This is a genomic window from Brucella ciceri, assembly GCF_041930145.1.
Taxonomy (GTDB): domain Bacteria; phylum Pseudomonadota; class Alphaproteobacteria; order Rhizobiales; family Rhizobiaceae; genus Brucella; species Brucella intermedia.
This window is the reverse complement of sequence record NZ_JBHEEV010000003.1, coordinates 62474-84136: the sequence shown is the minus strand read 5'-3', so window position 1 is coordinate 84136 and position 21663 is coordinate 62474. Positions and strand designations below refer to the sequence as shown.

Here is a 21663-nt window from a genome sequence, read left to right as displayed (position 1 = left end):
TGGATACCCCTCGCCGAAAAACTCGACGCCCTCACCCTGAGGTGCGGAGCATAGCGAAGCCTCGAAGGGCGAGGGTCCAGATCTCACGCCTTTCCGGCCAGTTCCTTCAACTTATAAATCAGGTCCAGCGCTTCGCGCGGCGTCAGTTCGTCAGGGCTGATGCCTGCCACCGCCTTTGCCAGTTCGCTGTCCTTTGCCGTTGCCTGCGGCTTCGGCTTTTCCTGCTGCAAGACGACGGAGAACAGTGGCAGATCATCGATCAGCTTGTCCGCCTTGCCGGAAGTTTCACCGGCTTCCAGCTGGTGCAGAACATCGCGCGCACGATTGACGACCGCCTCGGGCAGACCGGCAAGACGCGCGACCTGCACGCCGTAGGAACGGTCGGCAGCCCCCTTTGCCACCTCATGCAGGAAGACGACATCGTTGTCCCATTCCTTCACCCGCATGGTGACGTTGAAAAGCCGCTCCAGCTTTTCCGAAAGTGCGGTCATTTCGTGGAAATGCGTAGCAAACAGCGCACGGCAGCGGTTCTTCTCATGCAGATATTCGACCGCAGCCCAGGCAATGGAAAGCCCGTCGAAAGTCGCCGTACCGCGCCCGATCTCGTCAAGAATCACCAACGAACGCTCGCCTGCCTGATTGAGGATCGCCGCCGTTTCCACCATTTCGACCATGAAGGTTGAACGCCCGCGCGCCAGATCGTCGGAAGCGCCGACACGGCTGAACAGGCGATCCACGACACCAATCTGCGCGGAACCGGCAGGGACGAAGGAACCCATCTGTGCGAGAATGGCAATCAAAGCGTTCTGGCGCAGGAATGTCGATTTACCGCCCATGTTCGGGCCGGTCAGAAGCCAGATCGCACCGTTTCCCCCATCCGTTTGCGGGGAGAGATCGCAATCATTGGCGACGAACGGATTGGCCGCCTGCCGTCGCAGGGCCTGTTCGACCACCGGATGACGGCCAGCCACGATATTAAAGGACAGGCTGTCATCGACCTGCGGGCGGCAATAGCCCTGCTCATCCGCCAGCACGGCAAGAGCTGCTGAAACGTCGAAAACCGCGAGCGCCGATGCAGCCGCTCGGATGCTGTCGGCATGGGAAACGGCTTCCGCCGTCAGTTCCTCGAACACGGCAAGCTCGATGGACAGGGCGCGGTCTGCGGCATTGGCGATCTTGCTTTCCAGTTCCGCCAGCTCGGTCGTGGTAAAGCGCATCGCATTGGCCATGGTCTGCCGGTGGATGAAACGGCCCTTGGCTTCGTCTGTGTCCGTCATCGCCCCGGCATTGTTGGCCGTCACCTCGATGAAATAGCCAAGCACATTGTTATGCTTGATCTTGAGCGACTTGATGCCGGTCTCTTCTATATAATCAGCCTGGAGACCGGCGATTACGCGGCGTGACTGATCGCGCAAGGCCCGCATTTCATCAAGCTCGGCATTATAGCCTGCCCGCACGAAACCGCCGTCGCGTTTGAGAAGCGGCAATTCGTCGGCCAGGGCCCGGTCAAGATGCGCGGTAAAGATGGCAGGCATGGCGCTGACGGCATCGCGGGCATGTGCCAGTTCGTCCGGCAGCAACGCACTTTCCAACAGATTTGCAATCGTGTGCGCAGCCTCGAAACCTCGCGCGAGGCTGCCCAGATCGCGCGGCCCGCCGCGTCCGACCGCAAGGCGCGAAAGCGCGCGCGGCATATCCGGCACGCCTTTCAGTTCCGCACGCATGGCTTCGCAGAGCGACGGCTCGCTCAGGAACCAGGAAACGGAATCAAGCCGCAGCGCAATTTCCTTCGGATTGGTGAGCGGCGCGGTCAGGCGCTCGGCGAGAAGCCGCGCCCCGCCGCCAGTCACCGTGCGATCAACTGCCTTCAACAGGCTGCCGTCGCGGTTGCCCGACATGGTGCGGGCAAGCTCCAGGCTGGCGCGTGTGGCCGGGTCGATGAAAAGCGTACCGCCCTCATGCTCGCGTTCCGGCCGCATCAGGGGGGGACGCTCGGAAATCTGCGTCTTTTCGATATAGGCAATCGCGCCGGAAATCGCCGACAGCTCGGAGCGGCTGAACTGACCGAAGCCATCCAGCGTCGCGACGTTGAAATAGCGCTGGATACGCGCTTCCGCAGCCGCGCTGTCGAAGAGCGTCGCCGGTTGCGGCGTCACCGCCTTGCCGACCAGATCGAAGACGGGGCGCAATTCCTCATCGTGGAAGGCGCTGTCGGCTACCACCAGCTCACGCGGGTCCACCCGCATCACATCGGCGAAAAGCCGATCGGGCGTTGTTTCCGCCACGCGGAAGGTGCCGGTAGAAATATCGATCCAGGCAAGCGCCAGTGCGCCATCGCCGCGCGTGCGCCCCATCGCCATCAGGAAATTGGCTTGCGCTGGGTCCAGCAGCTTTTCCTCAGTCAGCGTGCCGGGCGTGACGAGGCGGATCACATCGCGCTTCACCACGGATTTGGAGCCGCGCTTCTTCGCTTCCGCCGGGTCTTCAACCTGCTCGCAGACTGCAACCCGGTAGCCCTTGGCGATCAGCTTTTGCAGATAATCGTCGGCGGCATGGACAGGCACGCCGCACATCGGAATATCCTCGCCCAGATGCTTGCCGCGCTTGGTAAGCGTAATGCCCAGCGCCGCAGATGCCTCCACTGCGTCATCGAAGAACAATTCGTAAAAATCGCCCATGCGATAAAAGAGCAGCGAATCGACATTCGCGGCCTTGATCTCGATATATTGCTCCATCATGGGCGTCAGGCGAACGGGCGCTGCCTCGGCGGCATCTTCTTCCGCTTCCAACATATTTTCGCTCGCCTTCGATTCCATCGGTAAACCTTCATTTATTGCCTGGCAAACAATGCCAGGGTCATAAAATTTCGTATTCCATCGTTTTTGGATGAATATCTATTCCCGCAAGCGCTGTTTACACAATGCGTGACTGGCGCTATCGAGGTTCTCCCGCAGATGAAACCGGAGGGAACATGCCAGCCTCGACGCCGAAGGGCAACACATCAGAACGCGCACCCACAGCCAGTGAGAAGGAAGCGCTAGACTTTCACGCGCAGGGTCGCCCGGGCAAGCTGGAGATCAACCCCACCAAGCCCATGACCACGCAGCGCGATCTATCGCTCGCCTATTCTCCGGGCGTTGCCGTGCCGGTGAAGGCAATCGCCGAAGACGCCGCCCGCGCCTATGACTATACGGCGAAGGGCAATCTGGTCGCCGTCATTTCGAACGGCACCGCCATTCTGGGCCTCGGCAATCTGGGCGCGCTCGCATCCAAGCCCGTCATGGAAGGCAAGGCCGTGCTGTTCAAGCGCTTTGCCGATGTCGACTCCATCGATCTTGAAGTCGACACCACCGATATCGACGCTTTCATCAATGCGGTGCGCTATCTCGGCCCCTCCTTCGGCGGCATCAATCTGGAAGATATCAAGGCGCCCGACTGCTTCATCATCGAGAGCCGCCTGCGCGAACTGATGGACATTCCGGTTTTCCATGATGACCAGCATGGAACGGCCATCATCGCCGCCGCCGGCCTCATCAATGCGCTGCATCTGACCGGCCGCGACATGAAGACGACGAAGCTCGTCTGCAATGGCGCGGGCTCAGCCGGCATCGCCTGTATCGAACTCATCAAGGCCATGGGCTTTGCTCCAGAAAACGTCATCCTGTGCGACACCAAGGGCGTCGTCTGGCAGGGCCGCGAAGAGGGCATGAACCAGTGGAAATCCGCGCATGCGGTAAAGACCGACAAGCGGTCGCTGGCGGATGCCATGAATGGCGCGGATGTGGTGTTTGGCCTTTCGGCCAAAGGCGCGTTCACGGAAGACATGGTGCGCTCCATGGCGCCGAACCCGATCATCTTCGCAATGGCCAATCCCGACCCGGAAGTGACGCCTGAAGAAGTGGCGCGCATCCGCGACGACGCCATCGTTGCGACTGGCCGTTCGGATTATCCGAACCAGGTCAACAACGTGCTTGGCTTCCCCTACATCTTCCGCGGCGCGCTCGACGTGCGTGCGACCACCATCAACGATGCGATGAAAATCGCCGCCGTCAACGCGCTGGCCGAACTTGCCCGTGAGGACGTGCCGGACGATGTTGTCGCGGCCTATCAGGGGAGCCGCCCGCGCTTCGGCCCGAACTACATCATCCCGGTGCCGTTCGATCCGCGCCTGCTTGCATCCGTCTCGGCTGCCGTCGCCAAGGCCGCGATGGAAACCGGCGTTGCCGGACGCGCCATTGCCGACATCGAAGGCTACAAGCGCGAACTGTCGGCCCGTCGCGATCCGATCGCCTCGACCCTTCGCGGCATCTATGAACGCGTGCGCCGCCAGCCGAAGCGCATCGTCTTTGCCGAAGGCGAGGAAGAACAGGTGATGCGTGCCGCCGTTTCCTACGTGAACCAGGGGCTCGGCACCGCTATTCTGGTGGGCCGCGAGGAACGGGTGCAGGATACGGCGAAGGCTGCCGGTCTCGACCTCGACCGTCCGGGCATCGAAATCATCAATGCGCGCCTGTCGAGCCGCAATGCGGCTTACGCCGACTATCTCTACGAGAAGTTACAGCGCAAGGGCTATCTGACGCGCGATTGCCACCGCCTCATCAACAATGACCGCAATCATTTTGCGGCATGCATGGTGGCGCTGGGCGATGCCGATGGCATGGTGACGGGCGTGACCCGCAATTATGCGACGGGTCTCGACGACGTGCGCCGCGTCATCGATTCCAAGCCGGGCCATCGCGTGGTTGGTGTTTCCATCGCACTCTGCCGTGGGCGCACCGTGTTCATCGCCGATACTGCGGTCCATGAAATGCCGACCGCAGCCGAGCTTGCCGATATCGCAGTAGAGGCTGCGGGCATGGCGCGCCGCATGGGTTATGTGCCGCGCGTGGCGCTCACCGCCTTCTCGACATTCGGCCATATGGGCGGCGAACGTTCCGCCCGCATTCAGGAAGCCGTCCGCATTCTTGCAACGCGCCATGTGGATTTCGAATTCGACGGCGAAATGAGTGCCGATGTGGCGCTGAACCCGAAGCTGATGGAACAATATCCGTTCATCCGCCTGTCGGGGCCGGCCAATGTGATCGTCACACCCGACAATCACTCTGCGTCGATTGCCGCCGACATGCTGCAGGAACTGGGTGGCGCAACCATCATCGGCCCTCTGCTCGTCGGCCTCGACAAGCCTGCTCAGATCGTCACCATCGGTGCGAAGGATTCCGACATCGTCAATATGGCGGCAATCACCGCCTATAATGCGACGAACTGAAAGATCAGCGAATAGTAAAACGAAGGCCGGGGTCTCCCCGGCCTTTGCTTTTGGATATTCATCATCCATAAAAGCGGCTATAGAGCGGTTCCGGTTAAAACGGAATCGTCGGAACCGCGCTAAGTATTTGTTTTGTCGCATTTGCCACACGCAAAACCGCTTCGCACTTTTGGTGGAAATGCTCTAGGATGGCCATCGTCCACTATCCTTTCCCCGCAAACCGGATCTACATGCCGCATGAGCGCACACGACCTTAAGCTGGAAGAGATCGTCAATCCCGAGACGCTGCGCCGCAAGCTCAACGAACTGGCGGATTCCACGGACGAAAACTACACCAGCCCTACCGTGCGCAAAGTGGTGCTTCAGGCCTTGAAGGACGCGTTGGTGCGTGGCCGCGCCAACGCGGAAGGCATGTTGATGAAGGACGGCGGCGGCACGCTCTGCGCCAAACGCCTTTCCTTTCTGATGGACACGCTGATCGAGGCGCTGTTCGAATTCGCCACCACCAAAGCCTATCCGATGATCAATCCATCGAAGGCGGAAAACATGGCCATCGTCGCGGTGGGCGGCTACGGGCGCGGTGGGCTGGCGCCAGGCTCGGATATCGATCTTCTGTTTCTACTGCCCTACAAGCAGACCCCGTGGGGCGAGCAGGTGGTCGAATACATGCTCTACATGCTGTGGGACATGGGACTGAAAGTCGGGCATTCCACGCGCAACATCGATGAGTGCATCCGTCTGGCGCGCGAGGACATGACGATCCGCACGGCAGTTCTCGATGCGCGGTTTCTCACCGGCAATCGTGAGCTCTTCAAATCGCTTGTTGGCCGCTTCGACGAGGAAATCGTCAAGGATACCGGGCCTGAATTCATTCAGGCCAAGCTTGCCGAGCGCGACCAGCGCCACCGCAAGGCAGGCGAAACCCGCTATCTGGTCGAGCCGAACGTCAAGGAAGGCAAGGGCGGGCAGCGCGACCTGCATACGCTGTTCTGGATCACCAAGTATTTTTACCGCGTCAAGACGAAGGAAGAGCTGGTCAAGCTCGGTGTTCTGTCGCGGGCCGAACTGAAACTGTTCAACAAGGCGGAAGATTTTCTCTGGGCGGTGCGGTGCCACATGCACTTCGCCACGCTGAAGGCAGAAGAGCGGCTTTCCTTCGACATCCAGCCGGAAATCGCCCAGCGCCTTGGCTATACGGCGCATCCCGGCCAGAACTATGTCGAACGGTTCATGAAGCATTACTTCCTCGTGGCGAAGGATGTGGGCGATCTCACCCGCATCATCAGCGCTGCGCTGGAGGAGCAGCAGGCCAAGCATGTGCCGGGCTTCAATCGCATCTTCCTCACCTTTTCACGGCGCAAGCGCAAGCTTTCCGCAGACGGCGACTTCGTTTCGGAAAATCACCGCATCAACATCGCGCGGCCCGATGTTTTCAAGGAAGACCCGGTCAATATCATCCGTCTCTTCCATCTGGCGGACAAGCACGGGCTGGAATTTCATCCAGAAGCGATGCAAAGCCTCACCCGCTCCTTGAAACTCATCAACGCCGATCTGCGCGAGAACCCCGAAGCCAACCGGCTTTTTCTCGAAGTCCTGACCTCACCGCGCAATCCCGAACTCATTCTGCGCCGCATGAACGAATCCGGCGTACTCGGAAAGTTCATTCCGGATTTCGGCAAGATCGTCGCCATGATGCAGTTCAACATGTACCACCATTATACGGTGGACGAGCATCTGCTGCGCTGCATCGCCGTGCTGTCGGAAATCGAGCATGGCGAGCTTGAAAACGAACATCCGCTTTCAAACCACCTCATCACGACGGTGAAGCGCGATCGCAACCTGCTTTATGTGGCCCTGCTCTTGCACGACATCGCCAAGGGACGACCGGAAGACCACTCGGTTGCCGGTGCGCGCATTGCCCGCAAGCTCGGTCCCCGCTTCGGTCTCAGCCCCGCCGAAACCGAAACCGTCGAATGGCTTGTGCGGGAACATCTGACCATGAGCATGGTGGCGCAATCGCGCGACCTCAATGATCGCAAGACCATCATCGACTTCGCCGATACAGTGCAGACGATGGAGCGGTTGAAACTTCTCCTGATCCTCACCGTCTGCGACATCAAGGCGGTCGGCCCCGGTGTATGGAACGGCTGGAAGGGCCAGCTTCTGCGCACGCTCTTCTACGAAACCGAGCTGGTCCTGACCGGCGGTTTCTCGGAACTGTCCCGCGCCGACCGTGACTATCAGGCGCGAGAGGCGCTGGCAGAACGGCTTTCCGACTGGCCCAAGGACAAGCGCGATGCCTATCTGGCCCTCCACTACACCAACTATTTCCTGACCGTCAGCCTCGAGGATCAGGTCCGGCACGCCCATTTCATCCGCGAAGCCGACCGCAATGAGCGGGCGCTGGCCACCATGGCGAAGCCACACACCTTCGAGGCCGTGACCGAAATCACGGTGCTGGCGCCCGACCATCCACGTCTCCTGTCGATCATCACGGGAGCCTGCGCGGCGGCAGGGGCCAACATCGTCGACGCGCAGATTTTCACCACCGGCGACGGGCGGGCGCTCGATACCATTCTCATCAGCCGTGAATTCGATACTGACGACGACGAGCGCCGCCGTGCCGAACGCGTTGGCAAGGTCATCGAGGATGTCCTGTCCGGAAAGGCGCATTTGCCCGACGTTCTGGCCAAGCGTACCAAGCCGAAGAAGGCCGCCAAGGCTTTCAAGGTGGAGCCGCGTGTCGAGATCAACAACACGTTCTCCAACAAGTTCACAGTCATCGAGGTGGAAGGCCTGGACCGCCCCGGCCTGCTTTCGGAGCTGACCGGCCTTATTTCCGACCTTTCGCTGGATATTGCTTCTGCCCATATCACCACGTTTGGCGAGAAGGTGATTGACAGTTTTTACGTAACCGACCTAGTGGGCCACAAGATTTCAAATGCCACCCGTCAGGGCAATATCAGGCGCAAGCTGCTAGGTGTGCTGGGCGCGGAAAATGGCAGCAAGACAAACGGCCGCTCGTCGCAGGCCGCAGCATAGGTTTTTCAGTAAATGAGTTTGGTCAAAAAGTTCGCCACGGTCGCGTCCGGAACGCTGATGAGCCGCATTTTCGGCTTCACCCGCGAGATGTTCATGGCGGCGGCACTCGGCACCGGTCCGGTGGCCGACGCCTTCAATGCCGCTTTCCGTTTCCCGAACACCTTTCGACGACTTTTTGCCGAAGGCGCCTTCAACTCCGCTTTCGTGCCGCTTTTTGCCAAGGAAATCGAAAAGAACGGCATGGACGGCGCGCGTCGCTTTTCCGAAGAAGTGTTCGGCGTGCTCTTTACCGTGCTCCTGTTCCTGACCATCGTGATGGAACTTTCGATGCCCTTCATCGTGCGAACCGTGATCGCGCCGGGCTTCACCGACGATCCGGTAAAGTTCGAGAACACGGTGCGCCTCGCGGTCATCATGTTCCCCTACCTCGCCTGCATGTCGCTTGCCGCGATGATGGGCGGGATGCTGAATTCGCTGCACCGTTATTTCGCGGCGGCAATAGCCCCGGTCTTTCTCAACATCATCCTGATCGGCGTCCTGGCCGTGGCCTGGTGGCGCGGCTATGATGCGCTGGCCGTGGGATATGGCCTTTCCTGGGGCGTCATGGCTGCGGGCCTGGTGCAGCTTGCCATCGTCTGGATTGCCGTGCGCAATGCAGGCATCAAGATCGGCTTCCGCCGTCCGCGCCTCACGCCCAATGTCAGGCGGCTTCTGGTGCTGGCGCTTCCTGCCGCCATCACCGGGGGCATCACACAAATCAACCTGCTCATCAACACCAATATCGCGTCGGGCATGGAAGGCGCGGTTTCCTCGCTCGTTTATGCGGACCGCATCTATCAGCTTCCACTCGGTGTCGTCGGCATCGCGGTCGCGACCGTGCTTCTGCCTGAACTGTCACGCGCATTGCGTGGCGGTCACATGAAGGAAGCGTCGAACCTGCAAAACCGTTCAGTCGAGTTCACCTTGTTCCTCACGCTGCCAGCCGCAGCCGCTCTCCTCGTCATGTCGGAGCCAATCGTGCGACTCCTGTTCGAACGCGGCAAGTTCAGTCCGGATTCCACGCTCGTCGTCTCCAATATTCTGGCAATCTATGGCCTGGGCCTGCCGGCTTTCGTGCTGATAAAGGCGTTCATTCCGGGCTTCTTCGCCCGCGAGGATACCCGCACGCCGATGATCTTCGCTGCCATTTCGGTGGCGGTGAATGTCTCGCTTGCCATCTCGCTTTTCCCCCATTTCGGGCCGACGGGCATCGCCACCGCCGAAATCGTCGCGGGGTGGGTCAATGCTGTGCTGCTTTTTGCGACACTGGTGAAGCGGGGCCATTGGGGACAGGATATTCCACTCCTCACCCGCATCCCGCGTCTTCTCGTGGCTGCCGCGATCATGGCTGTCGGCATCCATTTTGCCGTCGGCTACTTCGCCCAAGAGCTTTCCGCGGCTGCGCCGCTTCTTGTACGAGCGGGAACCGTGACCGCAATCGTCATTGCCGCAATGGTCGTTTATTTCGGCTTTGCCTTTGGTCTCGGCGGCGCCAATACCGGGATGATCCGCCGCAACATCAAGCGCGGTGCGGCAAAGAAAGCGCCTGAAAGCGAGCAATAATTCGCGCTTGAAAGGCGACTGCGTCTCTGCGAAAAGGCTAGAGTGGGATGTTTTAAGTTGAATCACCATCCCGTGTTAAGTTTTTGTTTGAGCATGATTTTATCCGAAAACCGGTTCCCACTTTTCGGAATCATGCTCTAACATTCAAAATCCCCGCTCTCCACCGGCGGGGCTAACTTTTTAGGAAACGATCATGAGCACGTTCAAACCGCTTGTTTTCTCCGGCGCCCAACCGACCGGAAATCTTCACCTCGGCAATTATCTCGGGGCAATCAAGCGGTGGGTAGACATGCAGGACACCAACGACTGCATTTATTGCGTCGTTGATATGCATGCGCTGACCATTTCACCCGATCCAGCCGAGTTGACGAACTCGACCCGGGAAGTGACCGCTGCCTATCTCGCCGCTGGCGTCGATCCGAAGAAGAGCATCGTCTTCAACCAGAGCCGCGTCATGCAGCATGCGGAGCTGGCATGGGTGTTCAACTGCGTCGCGCGCATCGGCTGGATGAGCCGCATGACCCAGTTCAAGGACAAGGCAGGCAAAGATCGCGAAAACGCTTCCCTTGGGCTGTTCGCCTATCCGAGCCTTATGGCCGCCGACATCCTGCTTTACCGCGCCACCGCCGTCCCGGTTGGCGAGGACCAGAAGCAGCATCTGGAACTGACCCGCGATATCGCGCAGAAGTTCAACAACGACTATTCCGACCGTATCGCCTCGCTTGGGGTCGGTGTGGATATGAAGGTCGGTGACGAGCAGGTCTCTGGCTTCTTCCCGCTCACCGAGCCGGTTATTTCCGGCCCGGCCATGCGGATCATGTCGCTGCGCGACGGCACCAAGAAGATGTCGAAGTCCGATCCATCGGATCTGTCGCGCATCAACCTGATCGACGACGAAGAGACCATCACCAAGAAGATCCGCAAGGCAAAGACCGACTCGGATGGCCTGCCGACGGAACTCGACGGCCTCGACGGTCGCCCGGAAGCGGATAACCTGGTTGGCATCTATGCAGCACTTTCCGCTCGATCGAAGGAAGACGTGCTCAACGAATTCGGCGGACGCCAGTTCTCCGAATTCAAGGCATCGCTTGCCGATCTGGCGGTCGCGAAACTTTCGCCGATCACCCATGAGATGCGTCGGCTGGTGGCTGACCCGGCCTACATCGACAGCGTTCTGCGCGATGGCGGCGAACGGGCCGGCGTGATCGCCGAACAGACCATGCGTCATGTCCGCGACATCGTCGGCTGGCTGCAGAACTAAAATTCCCGATTGACCAGCGGGCGGCAGCTTTTTTGCTGCCGTCCTCCCCGTTCGAAGATCGACTTTCGATCCTCAAGCTCCTGCAAATGTCAGCTTGCAGATGGCCGGTCCCGATGGCAAATTGCGGCCATGGTATCAAAACGACTTAGCCGGGAAGCCGGTCACCGCCGCAAGTTTCTTGCCGTCATCGACGAGACGCCCGAGTGCGGGCGCGCCGTTGCCTATGCCGCTCGCCGTGCAAAAAACACGGGCGGCTCGCTCATCCTGCTTTTCGTGATCGATGACTCCGATTTCCAGCAAATTCTGGGCGTCGGAGAAATCATGCGCGCAGAAGCACAGGATCGCGCGCAGGCGGCGCTGGAAAAATTCGCGGCAACCGTGCGCACGGATCAAGGGATCGAGCCGGAAATCAGCATTCGCGAGGGCGAAACCGCCGCAGAGCTGATCAGCCTCATCGAGGAAGATCAGGATATCGCCATTCTGGTTCTGGCTGCCGGTTCGGGCAAGGAAGGCCCCGGTCCCCTGGTGCAATCGCTTGCCAGCCGCTCGCAGTTCCCGATCCCGGTCACGGTCATTCCGGCAGGCATGAGCGACGATGACATTGATGCGGTGACCTGATCACCCTATATTGATGGCAACTGACACGCGCAGTGTCGGGACAGCACTTGCGTCCATATGGATCTGCGCTTACGAGAATCGTTCCAAAATCTGAAAGCGGGACAACTGGCATGTTCATCCAGACTGAAACCACGCCCAACCCGGCGACCCTGAAGTTTCTTCCCGGCAAGGTCGTCATGCCGGAAGGCACCGCCGATTTCCGCGACCCTTCCACCGCTGGCAACACGTCGCCGCTCGCAGCCAAGCTTTTTTCGGTTCCGGGCGTAACCGGTGTTTTCTTCGGCTATGATTTCATCACCGTGACGAAGGAAGACGGCGAGTGGCAACACTTGAAGCCTGCCATTCTCGGCACGATCATGGAACATTTCATGTCCGGTGCGCCTGCAATGGCAGGCAACAGTAATGCGGATGCCGCCGCTGCCCATGGCGACGAAGAATTCTTCGATGAAGCCGATGCGGAAACAGTCGAAATCATCAAGGAACTGATCGAAACCCGTGTTCGTCCAGCCGTTGCGCAGGACGGCGGCGACATCACGTTCCGTGGCTTTGAAAACGGCACCGTATTCCTGAACATGAAGGGCGCCTGCTCAGGTTGCCCGTCATCGACGGCAACGCTGAAGCACGGCATTCAGAACCTCCTGCGCCATTTCGTGCCAGAAGTGCAGCAGGTCGAACAGATTTGATCTGTTTGAAATTGCAAATGAAAAAGGCCGCGTGAAGCGGCCTTTTTCATATCCGCATGGCCCGGCTTATTGCTTTACGATGACCTTCGCGCCCTGTTCGGTGCGGTCGTAAAGATCCATGATGTCCTGATTCATGAGACGGATGCAGCCGGAAGACATTGCCTTGCCGATGGACCACCATTCCGGCGTTCCGTGAAGACGATAGCCCGTGTCACCACCCTTGTTGTAAAGATAAAGGGCGCGCGCGCCGAGCGGATTACGCAGGCCGGGGTCCATGCCATTGCGATATTTTGCAAGTTCCGGCTGGCGCTTGATCATGGCGGAAGGCGGTGTCCAGGTCGGCCATTCGCGCTTCATGGCGACCCGCGCCGTGCCGGACCATTCAAAACCTTCACGCCCAACGCCAATGCCATAGCGCATGGCCTTGCCTTCCGGCATGATGAGGTAAAGGAATTTTTCCCGCGTATCGACGATGATCGTGCCCGGCTTTTCGTCCGTCGGATATTTGACGATCTGGCGACGATATTGCGGTTGAATCTTTTCGCTCGGGATCGCCGGGACAACATAGCCGGCATCAGTGACCGAGGAATAGGAAGCGGTATAAAAGGTGCCGCCTACGGTCGAGCAGCCAGCCAACACACTGCCCAGAAAGAGAGCCGCCGTCAGATTTAGGACGCGAGAATTCATGCATTCCCCCAGATTGGTTCATTCCGTCAATGGGACCGCGATGGGCCGGAGATAGATGCGAATCGTTCGTTGTCGTTGAAGATGGGGCAGTATTGTTAACCAGACGTTAACCGTAAATTGAAAATTCCTTGATTAAGACATTTTTTGGCCATGTTTTGCCCAGCCGCCGCAGTTTTCGCCCGGCGTGCCGCTGATTTCCGATTGTTTCGCTCCCAAACCGGGCACAAAATGCGCCCATGCCCATTGTGATTCCCAACCAGACCCATCCACTTTCCGACGGCAGGCAGTCTGAGAACGCCATGCTTGTGCGGCGTGGCGTCCAGCGCCTTTTTCTGGAAATGGGACTTGCCACTTTGCCCGAACTGCCGCTGGCGTCGGGCCGGCGCGCCGATCTGATTGCGCTCAGCCGCAAAGGCGAAATCTGGATCGTGGAGATCAAATCGTCCATTGAGGACTGGAAGACAGATCGCAAATGGCCGGAATATCGCGCCTATTGCGACCGGCTGTTCTTCGCCACCCACCCGGCAGTGCCGAGCGAAATCTTTCCGCAGGAATGCGGCTTCATTCTCTCTGATGGCTATGGAGCGGAAATTATGCGCGATGCGCCGGAGCACAAATTGCCCGGTGCGACGCGAAAAGCGCTGATGCTTCGCTTTGCGCGGGCGGGCGCCGCCCGCCTGACGATCGCCGAACTGGCCGGTCTCGACGTACCCGAGACGGAAATCGATTGATCTGGCAGTCCGAATTAGAGCGCGTTTCGATCTGATTGGATCAGATCGGCGCTCCAGGTTCTTCTATTTTATGCTCTAACGCGGTGCGCGCTTGGCCAGAATGCGCTGCAAAGTGCGGCGGTGCATGTTGAGACGACGTGCGGTTTCGGAGACATTGCGCTCGCACATTTCGTAAACCCGCTGGATGTGCTCCCAGCGAACCCGGTCGGCGGACATGGGATTTTCCGGCGGCGCAACCTTTTCACCCGGACGGCGGGTCAATGCTGCAAAGACCTCATCGGCATCGGCGGGCTTCGACAGATAGTCGATGGCGCCAAGCTTAACGGCATTCACAGCGGTTGCGATATTTCCGTAGCCGGTAAGAACGATAGCGCGCGTATCAGCGCGGCGCGAGCGAATCGCCTCGATGATGTCGAGACCATTGCCATCGCCCAGCCGCATGTCCACGACCGCATAGGCCGGTGCAGCTGCCTTGGCGGCGGCGATGCCTTCTTCAACCGATTCCGCAGTCGTCACCTGGAAACCCCGGCTCTCCATGGCGCGGGCAAGGCGCTGCAAGAAGGGCTTGTCGTCATCAACCAGAAGGAGGGTCGGATCGTTGCCTATGGCTTCGGTGTCTTCCTGCTTCAAGTCGTCCATCGGGTGCTTCCTGCCTGTATTTTTCTTTCCTTATTGATACCCCTGCGTCAAAAAGTCAAATAGCCACTGAATTGTTGAAGCAATTTCAGCAGGCGATCCCGCGCCGGGGCAATACAAGCCCTTGTATTCAAATGTTATTTTTAAATGCGGACACGAGGATTTGATAGGAAAATCCCATACGTGCCCGCAAGCGTGCTTCAGACGGACGTAAATGCGGAACGCGGCCAGACCACCTTTACCTCCGCGCCTTGCCCCGGATTGTTGCGATTGCGGAAGGTGATGTGCGCGCCCGAGCGTTCCAGCAGGGTTTTGGCGATGAAGAGGCCGAGGCCCAAACCGCCGCCATTTCGGGTATTGTCGCGGCTTGTCATATAGGGTTCGCCGATCCGGTCGAGGATTTCGGGTTTGAACCCCTCGCCGTCATCCTGGATGGTTACGCTCACATTGCCGTCAGTCCAGCCCCAGGTGACATTGACCGTCCCGCGCGCAAAATCGACGGCATTCTCCACCAGGTTGCCCAGGCCATAAAGCAGCCCGGGGTTGCGGCGGGTGACGGGTTCCGGCTTCGGACCTTCCATCTTTTGCACGTCGATGGTGATACCGAAGTTGCGGTGCGGCGCGATGACCTCCTCGATGAGCGATGAGAGCGGCAGGCGCGACATGTGTTCTTCGCCTTCGGAGGAAAGACTGGTCAGGCGCCTGAGAATTTCCCGGCATCGCTGGGTCTGCGAATGCAGCAAGGCGATATCTTCGGCAAGGCCCGGATCGGTGGTGTGGGCGCGCTGCATTTCCTTCACCACCAATGCAATGGTTGCAAGCGGCGTGCCCAGTTCATGGGCCGCTGCAGCAGCCAGCCCATCCAGCGCCGACAGATGCTGTTCGCGCTGGAGAATAAGTTCGGCGGCGCTCAATGCGTCGCCCAGCTGGCGCGCTTCCTCGGCGATGCGATAGGCATAGACCGCGGTGAACCCGAGCGCCGAAATGATCGCGCACCAGATGCCGATCACGAACAGGAACGGCAGGTTCAGCGTTTCGCCCGGATACCAGGGCAGCGGTTCGTGCCTGATGGTGAGCACCGATGTACAGGCAACCACCAGCAAGCCAAGCACGAGCGTGTGGCGGGCAGAAAGCGATGTCGCCGAGATGATGACGGGCACGATCATCAGGATGACGAACGGATTTTGCAGGCCGCCGGTAAGATAGAGAAGGCCTGCCAGTTGCAGAATGTCGAATGCCAGAACCAGACTTGCCGCCGCCGGATTGAGCCGATGGTTGGTCGGAAAACGGAAGGCAAGATAAAGGTTGAGCCAGGCCGAACAGGCGATCAGCGCAAAACAGATGCCGACTGCAAACGCAAATTGCAGATAAAGCGCCACGAACATGACTGCGGCGGTCTGTCCCGCAATTGCCAGCCAGCGAACGCGGACCAACGTGGTGAGGCGCGGGCGGCGCGAAAGATTGGAAGCGCGATTCTCGAATTCTGCGTGCATGGGGTCCCTCGTCAGGCCCTTATGAGGCAAGCCCGGACCAGAAAGCAAGCGAAACTGCGTTATCCGGTCGCAGGCCGGATTCAGGTTCCGCGCGGCTTGGCGCGACGGGTCGCTTCCGCATTGGCAGGGTCTTCCGGCCAGACATGCTTCGGATAACGCCCGCGCATGTCGGAGCGCACATCCGCCCATGAACCCTTCCAGAAGCCAGGAAGATCACGGGTGATCTGGATCGGGCGGTGAGCCGGAGAAAGCAGTTCAAGCAGGAGCGGAACCTTGCCGTTGGCGATGGCCGGATGCACGCCAAGACCGAACAGTTCCTGCACGCGGACCGCTATGACAGGCTCCTCCGCATCGTAGCGGATCGGAATATTCGATCCGGTCGGCACTTCGAAATGCGTCGGCGCAAGCTGCTCCACGCTGCGCTGCAAATCGAATGGCACGAGGCTTATCAGGCCGTTTTTCAGCACATGCCCAGGAATGCGGTCGAGCTGTGCTTCACCTGTCAGGAAAGGCAGCAGCCAGTCTTCCAGCCTTTCGACAAGATGTTCATCATCCATGGCGGGCCACGGATCGCCGAGACCACGGTGAAGCCAGCCAAGCCGTCGGCGCAGGATGTCGGCCTCCTTGCTCCACGGCAGGATATCGAGGCCATGTTCACGCACGGCGGCAATCACGCCTTCGTCGGCGGTACTTCCTGAAGGACCGGCGAGCGGCTTCTCGGAAAGAGCGATAGCGCCGATACGCACGGCTTCGCGCGCCCGCAAGGCATTCTTTTCCGGGTCGTAGACAACTTGTCGTCCACTCTCGATTTTGCCGCCCAAGGCAGCGCGGATTTCCGTTTCGCTGACTTCCGCAGCAGAAAGAACACGCGCCCGGCCTGCCTTGCCCGACATATCGGCAACCACCAGCCACGGCGCGCGGCTAAGGCTGATGGCGGGATCAACCTCTCCGCCGCGTCCATTCGCGAGCAGAAACTGCCCCGCCGCCCCACGCGCCTTCGCGATGCGATCCGGATAAGCATCGATGAGCATTCGCCCAATGCTTGAGCCTGCGGCTTCGCCGTTGTTCGGGACATTCGCGGCGAGCCGCCTTGCCAGTCCTTTTGCACGCTGCGCCCGGTCCGAGCGGTCATTGCGAAAACGCGACATACGGGTGTCCAGGTCGGTTTCATTGCCGCCAAGACCGCGTTCGGTCAGCAATACGGCAAGCTCAGCCGCTTTCTGTGCCTCGCCACGCTTGGCCGCCTCCGCAACCATATGCGCCAGACGCGCGGGCAGCGCCAGAGAACGCATTGCTTCGCCATCCGGCGTCAAGCGCCCCGCTTCATCCAGCGCGCCCAGCCGCAACAGCAGAGCCTTAGCCTCTTTCAGCGCGGGCCCCGGCGGAACATCGAGAAAACTGAGCGTCGCCGGATCGGTCACACCCCATGCGGCAGCATCGAGCACCAGCCCGGACAAATCAGCTTCCAGGATTTCCGGCGGCGAGAAAGGGGGGAGCGCTGCCGTCTGTCCCTGATGCCAGAGGCGGATGGCGATGCCGGGTTCGGTACGCCCGGCGCGACCAGCTCGCTGATCGGCACTTGCGCGAGACGTGCGCACGGTTTCAAGGCGCGTCAGTCCCGTGGCCGGTTCATATTTCGGCAGGCGGGCAAGGCCGCTATCGATCACCACGCGCACCCCATCGATCGTGATGGAAGTTTCGGCAATCGAGGTCGCCAGAACGACCTTGCGATGACCAGCCGGTGCAGGCTTGATCGCCGCATCCTGTGCACCGCCTTCCATGGCGCCATAAAGCGGCGCAAGCAGCACGTTGGCCGGAAGCCGGTCATCCAGAAGCCGTGCGGTGCGTTCAATCTCGCCCTGCCCCGGCAGGAAAGCCAGAATGCTGCCTGTCTCTTCGGCCAGCGCATCGCGGATCGCCCGCGCCATCACGTCTTCGATCCGTTCATCGGCCTTGCGGTCGCGATAGCGGATATCGACGGGAAAAGCGCGGCCTTCGCTCTCGATCACCGGTGCATCGCCAAGAAGCGATGCCACACGAGCGCCATCGAGCGTCGCCGACATGACGAGGATTTTGAGATCGTCGCGAAGCGCCGCCTGCACATCGAGCGCCAGCGCCAGACCAAAATCCGCATCGAGGCTGCGCTCGTGGAATTCATCAAACAGAACCGCTGCAACGCCCGTCAAATCCGGATCATCAAGAATCATGCGGGCGAAGACGCCCTCGGTGACGACGAGAATTCTGGTTTTGTCCGACACCTTGCTTTCAAGGCGCATCCGGTAGCCAACGGTTTCGCCCGGCTCCTCGCCGAGAAGCTGCGCCATGCGGCGCGCGGCGGCGCGTGCCGCGAGACGGCGCGGCTCAAGCAGCACGATCATGCCGTCCTTGCGCCAGGCGGCATTCAGCATATGAACCGGCACCAGTGTCGTCTTGCCCGCACCGGGCGGCGCGACAAGGACTGCACTCGCATGATGCGCCAATGCCTCATCCAGTCGAGGCAGAATCTGTGTCACAGGAAGATCGGGCAGGCTCGTCAAATTAGTTTCCGTCAGATAAGGCTTTCGCTTTCGTGCTTATCACACAAGGAGCGCACATGATCCATATTCGAAAATCGAGCAGCAGCGACGCGCCTGCGCTGACCGAAATCTGGCGCGCCAGCGTGCTCGCCACGCATGACTTCCTTAGTCGCGATGATTTCCTGGAAATCGAAAAGCTCGTGGCCGAGCAATATCTGCCCAATGTCGAAGTCTGGCTTGTTGAAGACGCTGGCAAGCCCGTCGGCTTCATGGGCATGAGCGATCATCATATCGACAGCCTGTTCATCGCCCCCGACCAGCGCGGCAAAGGCATCGGCAAACTTATGATCGCCCATGCAAAAGCTGTCGGCAATCCTTTGACCGTCGATGTGAACGAGCAGAACCTGCAAGGCGTCGGCTTTTACCGGCATATGGGATTTGTCGAAACCGGGCGTTCCGAAACAGACGATCAGGGACGCCCTTATCCGCTTCTGCACCTGCAGCTGGCGAACAGTGATTGACGTACTCCCCCGGAGTATATAGATTTCGTTGAAATCGGGAGATTCCATGCCGCATTCACCGGAAGACAAGAAGCGCGCCCTGACGCGTCTGCGCCGCATTCGCGGACAGGCCGAAGCGCTGGAGCGCGCGGTGGAGGCAGGCACCGAATGCGCGGCGCTGCTGCAGCAGATCGCGGCGTTGCGAGGCGCGGCCAACGGACTGATGGCGGAAGTGCTGGAAAGTCATTTCCGCGAGACGTTCGGCCATGAAGCCAATGCCGATCCCGATACGCAAATCGACGAAATCATGCGGATTTTGCGCACCTATCTGAAATAGGCGCGCAACACACAACTGGAAGGGAAACATCGCCATGAAATCACGCGCAGCCGTCGCCTGGGAAGCGAAGAAGCCGCTCACTATCGAAACAGTCGAAATCGGTGGTCCACGGGCTGGCGAAGTGCTGGTCGAAATCATGGCGACAGGCGTTTGCCATACCGATGCCTACACGCTGTCGGGCCTCGATTCCGAGGGCAAATTCCCCGCCATTCTTGGCCATGAAGGCGCGGGCATCGTGCGCGAAATAGGCGCGGGCGTGACCTCGGTCAAGCCGGGCGATCACGTCATTCCGCTCTACACGCCAGAATGCCGCCAGTGCAAGACCTGCCTGTCGCAGCGCTCGAACCTCTGCACGTCTATCCGCGCCACGCAAGGTCAGGGCCTTATGCCCGACAAGACCACGCGCTTTTCCTGCGATGGCGGCGAAGTGTTCCATTATATGGGCTGCTCCACCTTCTCCAATTTCACCGTTCTGCCGGAAATCGCAGTTGCGAAGGTGCGTGAAGACGCGCCCTTCGACAAGATCTGCTATATCGGCTGCGGCGTGACCACCGGCATCGGCGCGGTGATCTATACCGCAAAGGTTCGCCCCGGCTCCAATGTCGTCGTGTTCGGTCTCGGCGGCATCGGTCTCAATGTCATCCAGGGTGCCCGCATGGTGGGCGCCGACAAGATCATCGGCGTGGACATCAATCCGGCCAAGGTCGAGATGGCTAAGAAATTCGGCATGACCGACTTCATCAACCCGCGTGAGATCGGCAATGACAAGGTGGTGCAGGCCATCCAGGACCTGACCGACGGCGGCGCTGACTATTCCTTCGACGCAACCGGCAATACGGATGTCATGCGTCAGGCGCTGGAATGCTGCCATCGCGGCTGGGGTGAATCGATCATCATCGGCGTGGCCGAAGCGGGCAAGGAAATCGCCACGCGTCCGTTCCAGCTTGTGACGGGACGCGTCTGGAAAGGCACCGCCTTCGGCGGCGCGCGCGGTCGCACCGACGTGCCGAAGATCGTCGACTGGTACATGGAGGGCAAGATCAATATCGACGATCTTATCACCCACACCATGCCGCTCGATGAAATCAACACTGCCTTCGATCTCATGCATGAAGGCAAGTCCATCCGTTCGGTGGTTGTCTACTGATGGCTGAAAAGCTTCTCGTTTCCCGGTGGGACCAACTCGACAACCTGACCCCGCGCGCACTTTATGCGATGCTGAAGCTGCGCGTGGATGTCTTCGTGGTCGAACAGAAATGTCCCTATCCGGAGATCGACGGCAAGGATTTCGAGGCGTTTCACCTGCGCATTGTCGACGGGGAAGAGCTTGCAGCGTCGCTGCGGGTTCTGCCGCCGGAACAGGATGGCAAGCCGGTGAAGATCGGACGCGTGGTCGTGGCGCCGGATTACCGGGGCTACAAGCTCGGCCACCGTCTGATGAAAGAGGCCATCGAATTTGCCCAGGCCCGTTTTCCGGGTACGGCGATCGAGCTTGGCGGACAAAGCCATTTGCAGAAATTCTATGGCTCGTTCGGCTTCGAGGCGATTTCCGACGAATATCTCGAAGACGGCATTCCACATGTCGATATGCGATTGGAACCAAGGGAAACGCTTGCCTGATGTTTCTGCTGCGCCGCCATATGTCGTTCTATCTTGCTGCCCTGGGCGGCGTTGCAGCTTTCATCATTGCGTGGCTTGTCGACAGGGAACTCGCCCCCGTCATCGGGGCCAACTGCTTCTTCGTGTTCTATCTCGCGCTGACGCTCTTTGCGCTGCCAAAACTCACCGCAGCACAGCTGAAAAAACACGCCGCCAGCGCCGATGAACCGGTCTGGATCATCTTCCTTGTGACCTTCGCGACCGTGCTCGTGGCGGTCGTCTCGCTGTTCATCCTGATCAACCGGCAGCCGCAGGCCGATGCCTTCTCGCTGGTGATGACGCTCGCCTCGGTGCCGCTCGGCTGGTTTACCATCCACATGATGGCGGCGCTGCATTACGCGCATGCTTACTGGCAACCCGGCGAACCTGCTGGCAACGATAGCAGCCATGCCAGCCGCCATCGTGGCGGTTTCGAGTTTCCCGGCACAACGGAACCTTCCGGCTGGGATTTTGCCTATTTCGCTTATGTGATCGGCATGACGGCGCAAACGTCCGACACCAGCGTGACAACGCCTGCCATGCGCAGGATCACGCTGCTGCACAGCATCGTCTCCTTCTTCTTCAACACCGTTCTGGTCGCCGCTTCGGTCAATGTTGCGGTGGCGCTCGGAAGCTGAACAAAACCGGGAATT

At 59.7% G+C, this 21663-nt stretch carries 17 protein-coding genes; 12 read left to right on the top strand and 5 right to left on the bottom strand.

Annotated features, from left to right (window positions below; genetic code table 11):
- Window positions 1-83 precede the first annotated feature (83 nt).
- A complete protein-coding gene (mutS, locus tag JNC63_RS06720; RefSeq protein WP_063619959.1) occupies window positions 84-2816 on the bottom strand; it encodes a DNA mismatch repair protein MutS in 2733 nt (910 codons plus the stop codon).
- Between the two features lie 155 nt (window positions 2817-2971).
- On the opposite strand from mutS, the gene JNC63_RS06715 reads away from it, so the two are divergent.
- From JNC63_RS06715 to JNC63_RS06690, 6 genes are all read left to right on the top strand, one after another.
- Window positions 2972-5266 (top strand): NADP-dependent malic enzyme, encoded by a 2295-nt coding sequence (locus JNC63_RS06715; protein ID WP_063619958.1) that lies wholly within the window; start codon window positions 2972-2974, stop codon window positions 5264-5266.
- 237 nt (window positions 5267-5503) lie between these two features.
- Entirely contained in the window at window positions 5504-8308 is a 2805-nt protein-coding gene (locus tag JNC63_RS06710) for a [protein-PII] uridylyltransferase (protein WP_021586387.1), read from the top strand.
- A 12-nt stretch (window positions 8309-8320) separates the two neighbouring features.
- On the top strand, window positions 8321-9910 hold the full coding sequence (gene murJ, locus JNC63_RS06705; RefSeq protein WP_063619957.1) for a murein biosynthesis integral membrane protein MurJ: 1590 nt from the start codon (window positions 8321-8323) through the stop codon (window positions 9908-9910).
- A 193-nt stretch (window positions 9911-10103) separates the two neighbouring features.
- Window positions 10104-11171 (top strand): tryptophan--tRNA ligase, encoded by a 1068-nt coding sequence (gene trpS / locus JNC63_RS06700; RefSeq protein WP_063619956.1) that lies wholly within the window; start codon window positions 10104-10106, stop codon window positions 11169-11171.
- A 129-nt stretch (window positions 11172-11300) separates the two neighbouring features.
- Window positions 11301-11789, top strand: coding sequence for a universal stress protein (locus JNC63_RS06695; protein ID WP_006470912.1), 489 nt, complete (start codon window positions 11301-11303; stop codon window positions 11787-11789).
- 110 nt (window positions 11790-11899) lie between these two features.
- Window positions 11900-12472 carry a NifU family protein gene (locus JNC63_RS06690; protein WP_063619955.1) on the top strand — a complete coding sequence of 191 codons (573 nt, stop codon included), beginning with the start codon at window positions 11900-11902 and terminating at the stop codon, window positions 12470-12472.
- Between the two features lie 66 nt (window positions 12473-12538).
- Here JNC63_RS06690 and JNC63_RS06685 read toward each other — a convergent pair whose 3' ends face one another.
- Entirely contained in the window at window positions 12539-13159 is a 621-nt protein-coding gene (locus JNC63_RS06685) for a L,D-transpeptidase (protein WP_006465868.1), read from the bottom strand.
- 236 nt (window positions 13160-13395) lie between these two features.
- On the opposite strand from JNC63_RS06685, the gene JNC63_RS06680 reads away from it, so the two are divergent.
- A complete protein-coding gene (locus tag JNC63_RS06680; protein WP_025089798.1) occupies window positions 13396-13890 on the top strand; it encodes an MmcB family DNA repair protein in 495 nt (164 codons plus the stop codon).
- A 75-nt stretch (window positions 13891-13965) separates the two neighbouring features.
- Here JNC63_RS06680 and regA read toward each other — a convergent pair whose 3' ends face one another.
- The 3 genes from regA to hrpB form a co-directional block, all read right to left on the bottom strand.
- Complete coding sequence (gene regA / locus JNC63_RS06675; RefSeq protein ID WP_006465866.1) at window positions 13966-14529, bottom strand: global response regulator transcription factor RegA; 564 nt, start codon at window positions 14527-14529, stop codon at window positions 13966-13968.
- Between the two features lie 197 nt (window positions 14530-14726).
- The gene (locus JNC63_RS06670) at window positions 14727-16019 is read right to left on the bottom strand and encodes an ActS/PrrB/RegB family redox-sensitive histidine kinase (protein ID WP_006470914.1); all 1293 of its coding nucleotides are present in this window, start codon (window positions 16017-16019) and stop codon (window positions 14727-14729) included.
- Between the two features lie 80 nt (window positions 16020-16099).
- On the bottom strand, window positions 16100-18556 hold the full coding sequence (gene hrpB, locus JNC63_RS06665) for an ATP-dependent helicase HrpB (RefSeq protein WP_063619954.1): 2457 nt from the start codon (window positions 18554-18556) through the stop codon (window positions 16100-16102).
- Window positions 18557-18612: 56 nt separating this feature from the next.
- On the opposite strand from hrpB, the gene JNC63_RS06660 reads away from it, so the two are divergent.
- From JNC63_RS06660 to JNC63_RS06640, 5 genes are read left to right on the top strand one after another with little or no spacing between them, the layout of a single operon-like run.
- Window positions 18613-19056, top strand: a complete 444-nt coding sequence (locus JNC63_RS06660; RefSeq protein ID WP_063619953.1) for an acetyltransferase — start codon at window positions 18613-18615, stop codon at window positions 19054-19056.
- A 46-nt stretch (window positions 19057-19102) separates the two neighbouring features.
- Window positions 19103-19372, top strand: coding sequence for a metal/formaldehyde-sensitive transcriptional repressor (locus JNC63_RS06655; protein ID WP_006470917.1), 270 nt, complete (start codon window positions 19103-19105; stop codon window positions 19370-19372).
- A 34-nt stretch (window positions 19373-19406) separates the two neighbouring features.
- Window positions 19407-20519, top strand: a complete 1113-nt coding sequence (locus JNC63_RS06650) for an S-(hydroxymethyl)glutathione dehydrogenase/class III alcohol dehydrogenase (RefSeq protein ID WP_374846163.1) — start codon at window positions 19407-19409, stop codon at window positions 20517-20519.
- Window positions 20519-20992 (top strand): GNAT family N-acetyltransferase, encoded by a 474-nt coding sequence (locus JNC63_RS06645; RefSeq protein WP_063619952.1) that lies wholly within the window; start codon window positions 20519-20521, stop codon window positions 20990-20992. Before JNC63_RS06650 ends, JNC63_RS06645 begins: the two co-directional genes overlap by 1 nt.
- Window positions 20992-21648: a DUF1345 domain-containing protein gene (locus tag JNC63_RS06640; protein ID WP_063619951.1), complete on the top strand. Its 657-nt coding sequence runs from the start codon at window positions 20992-20994 to the stop codon at window positions 21646-21648. The genes JNC63_RS06645 and JNC63_RS06640 overlap by 1 nt, the downstream gene beginning before the upstream one ends.
- Window positions 21649-21663: the final 15 nt, after the last annotated feature.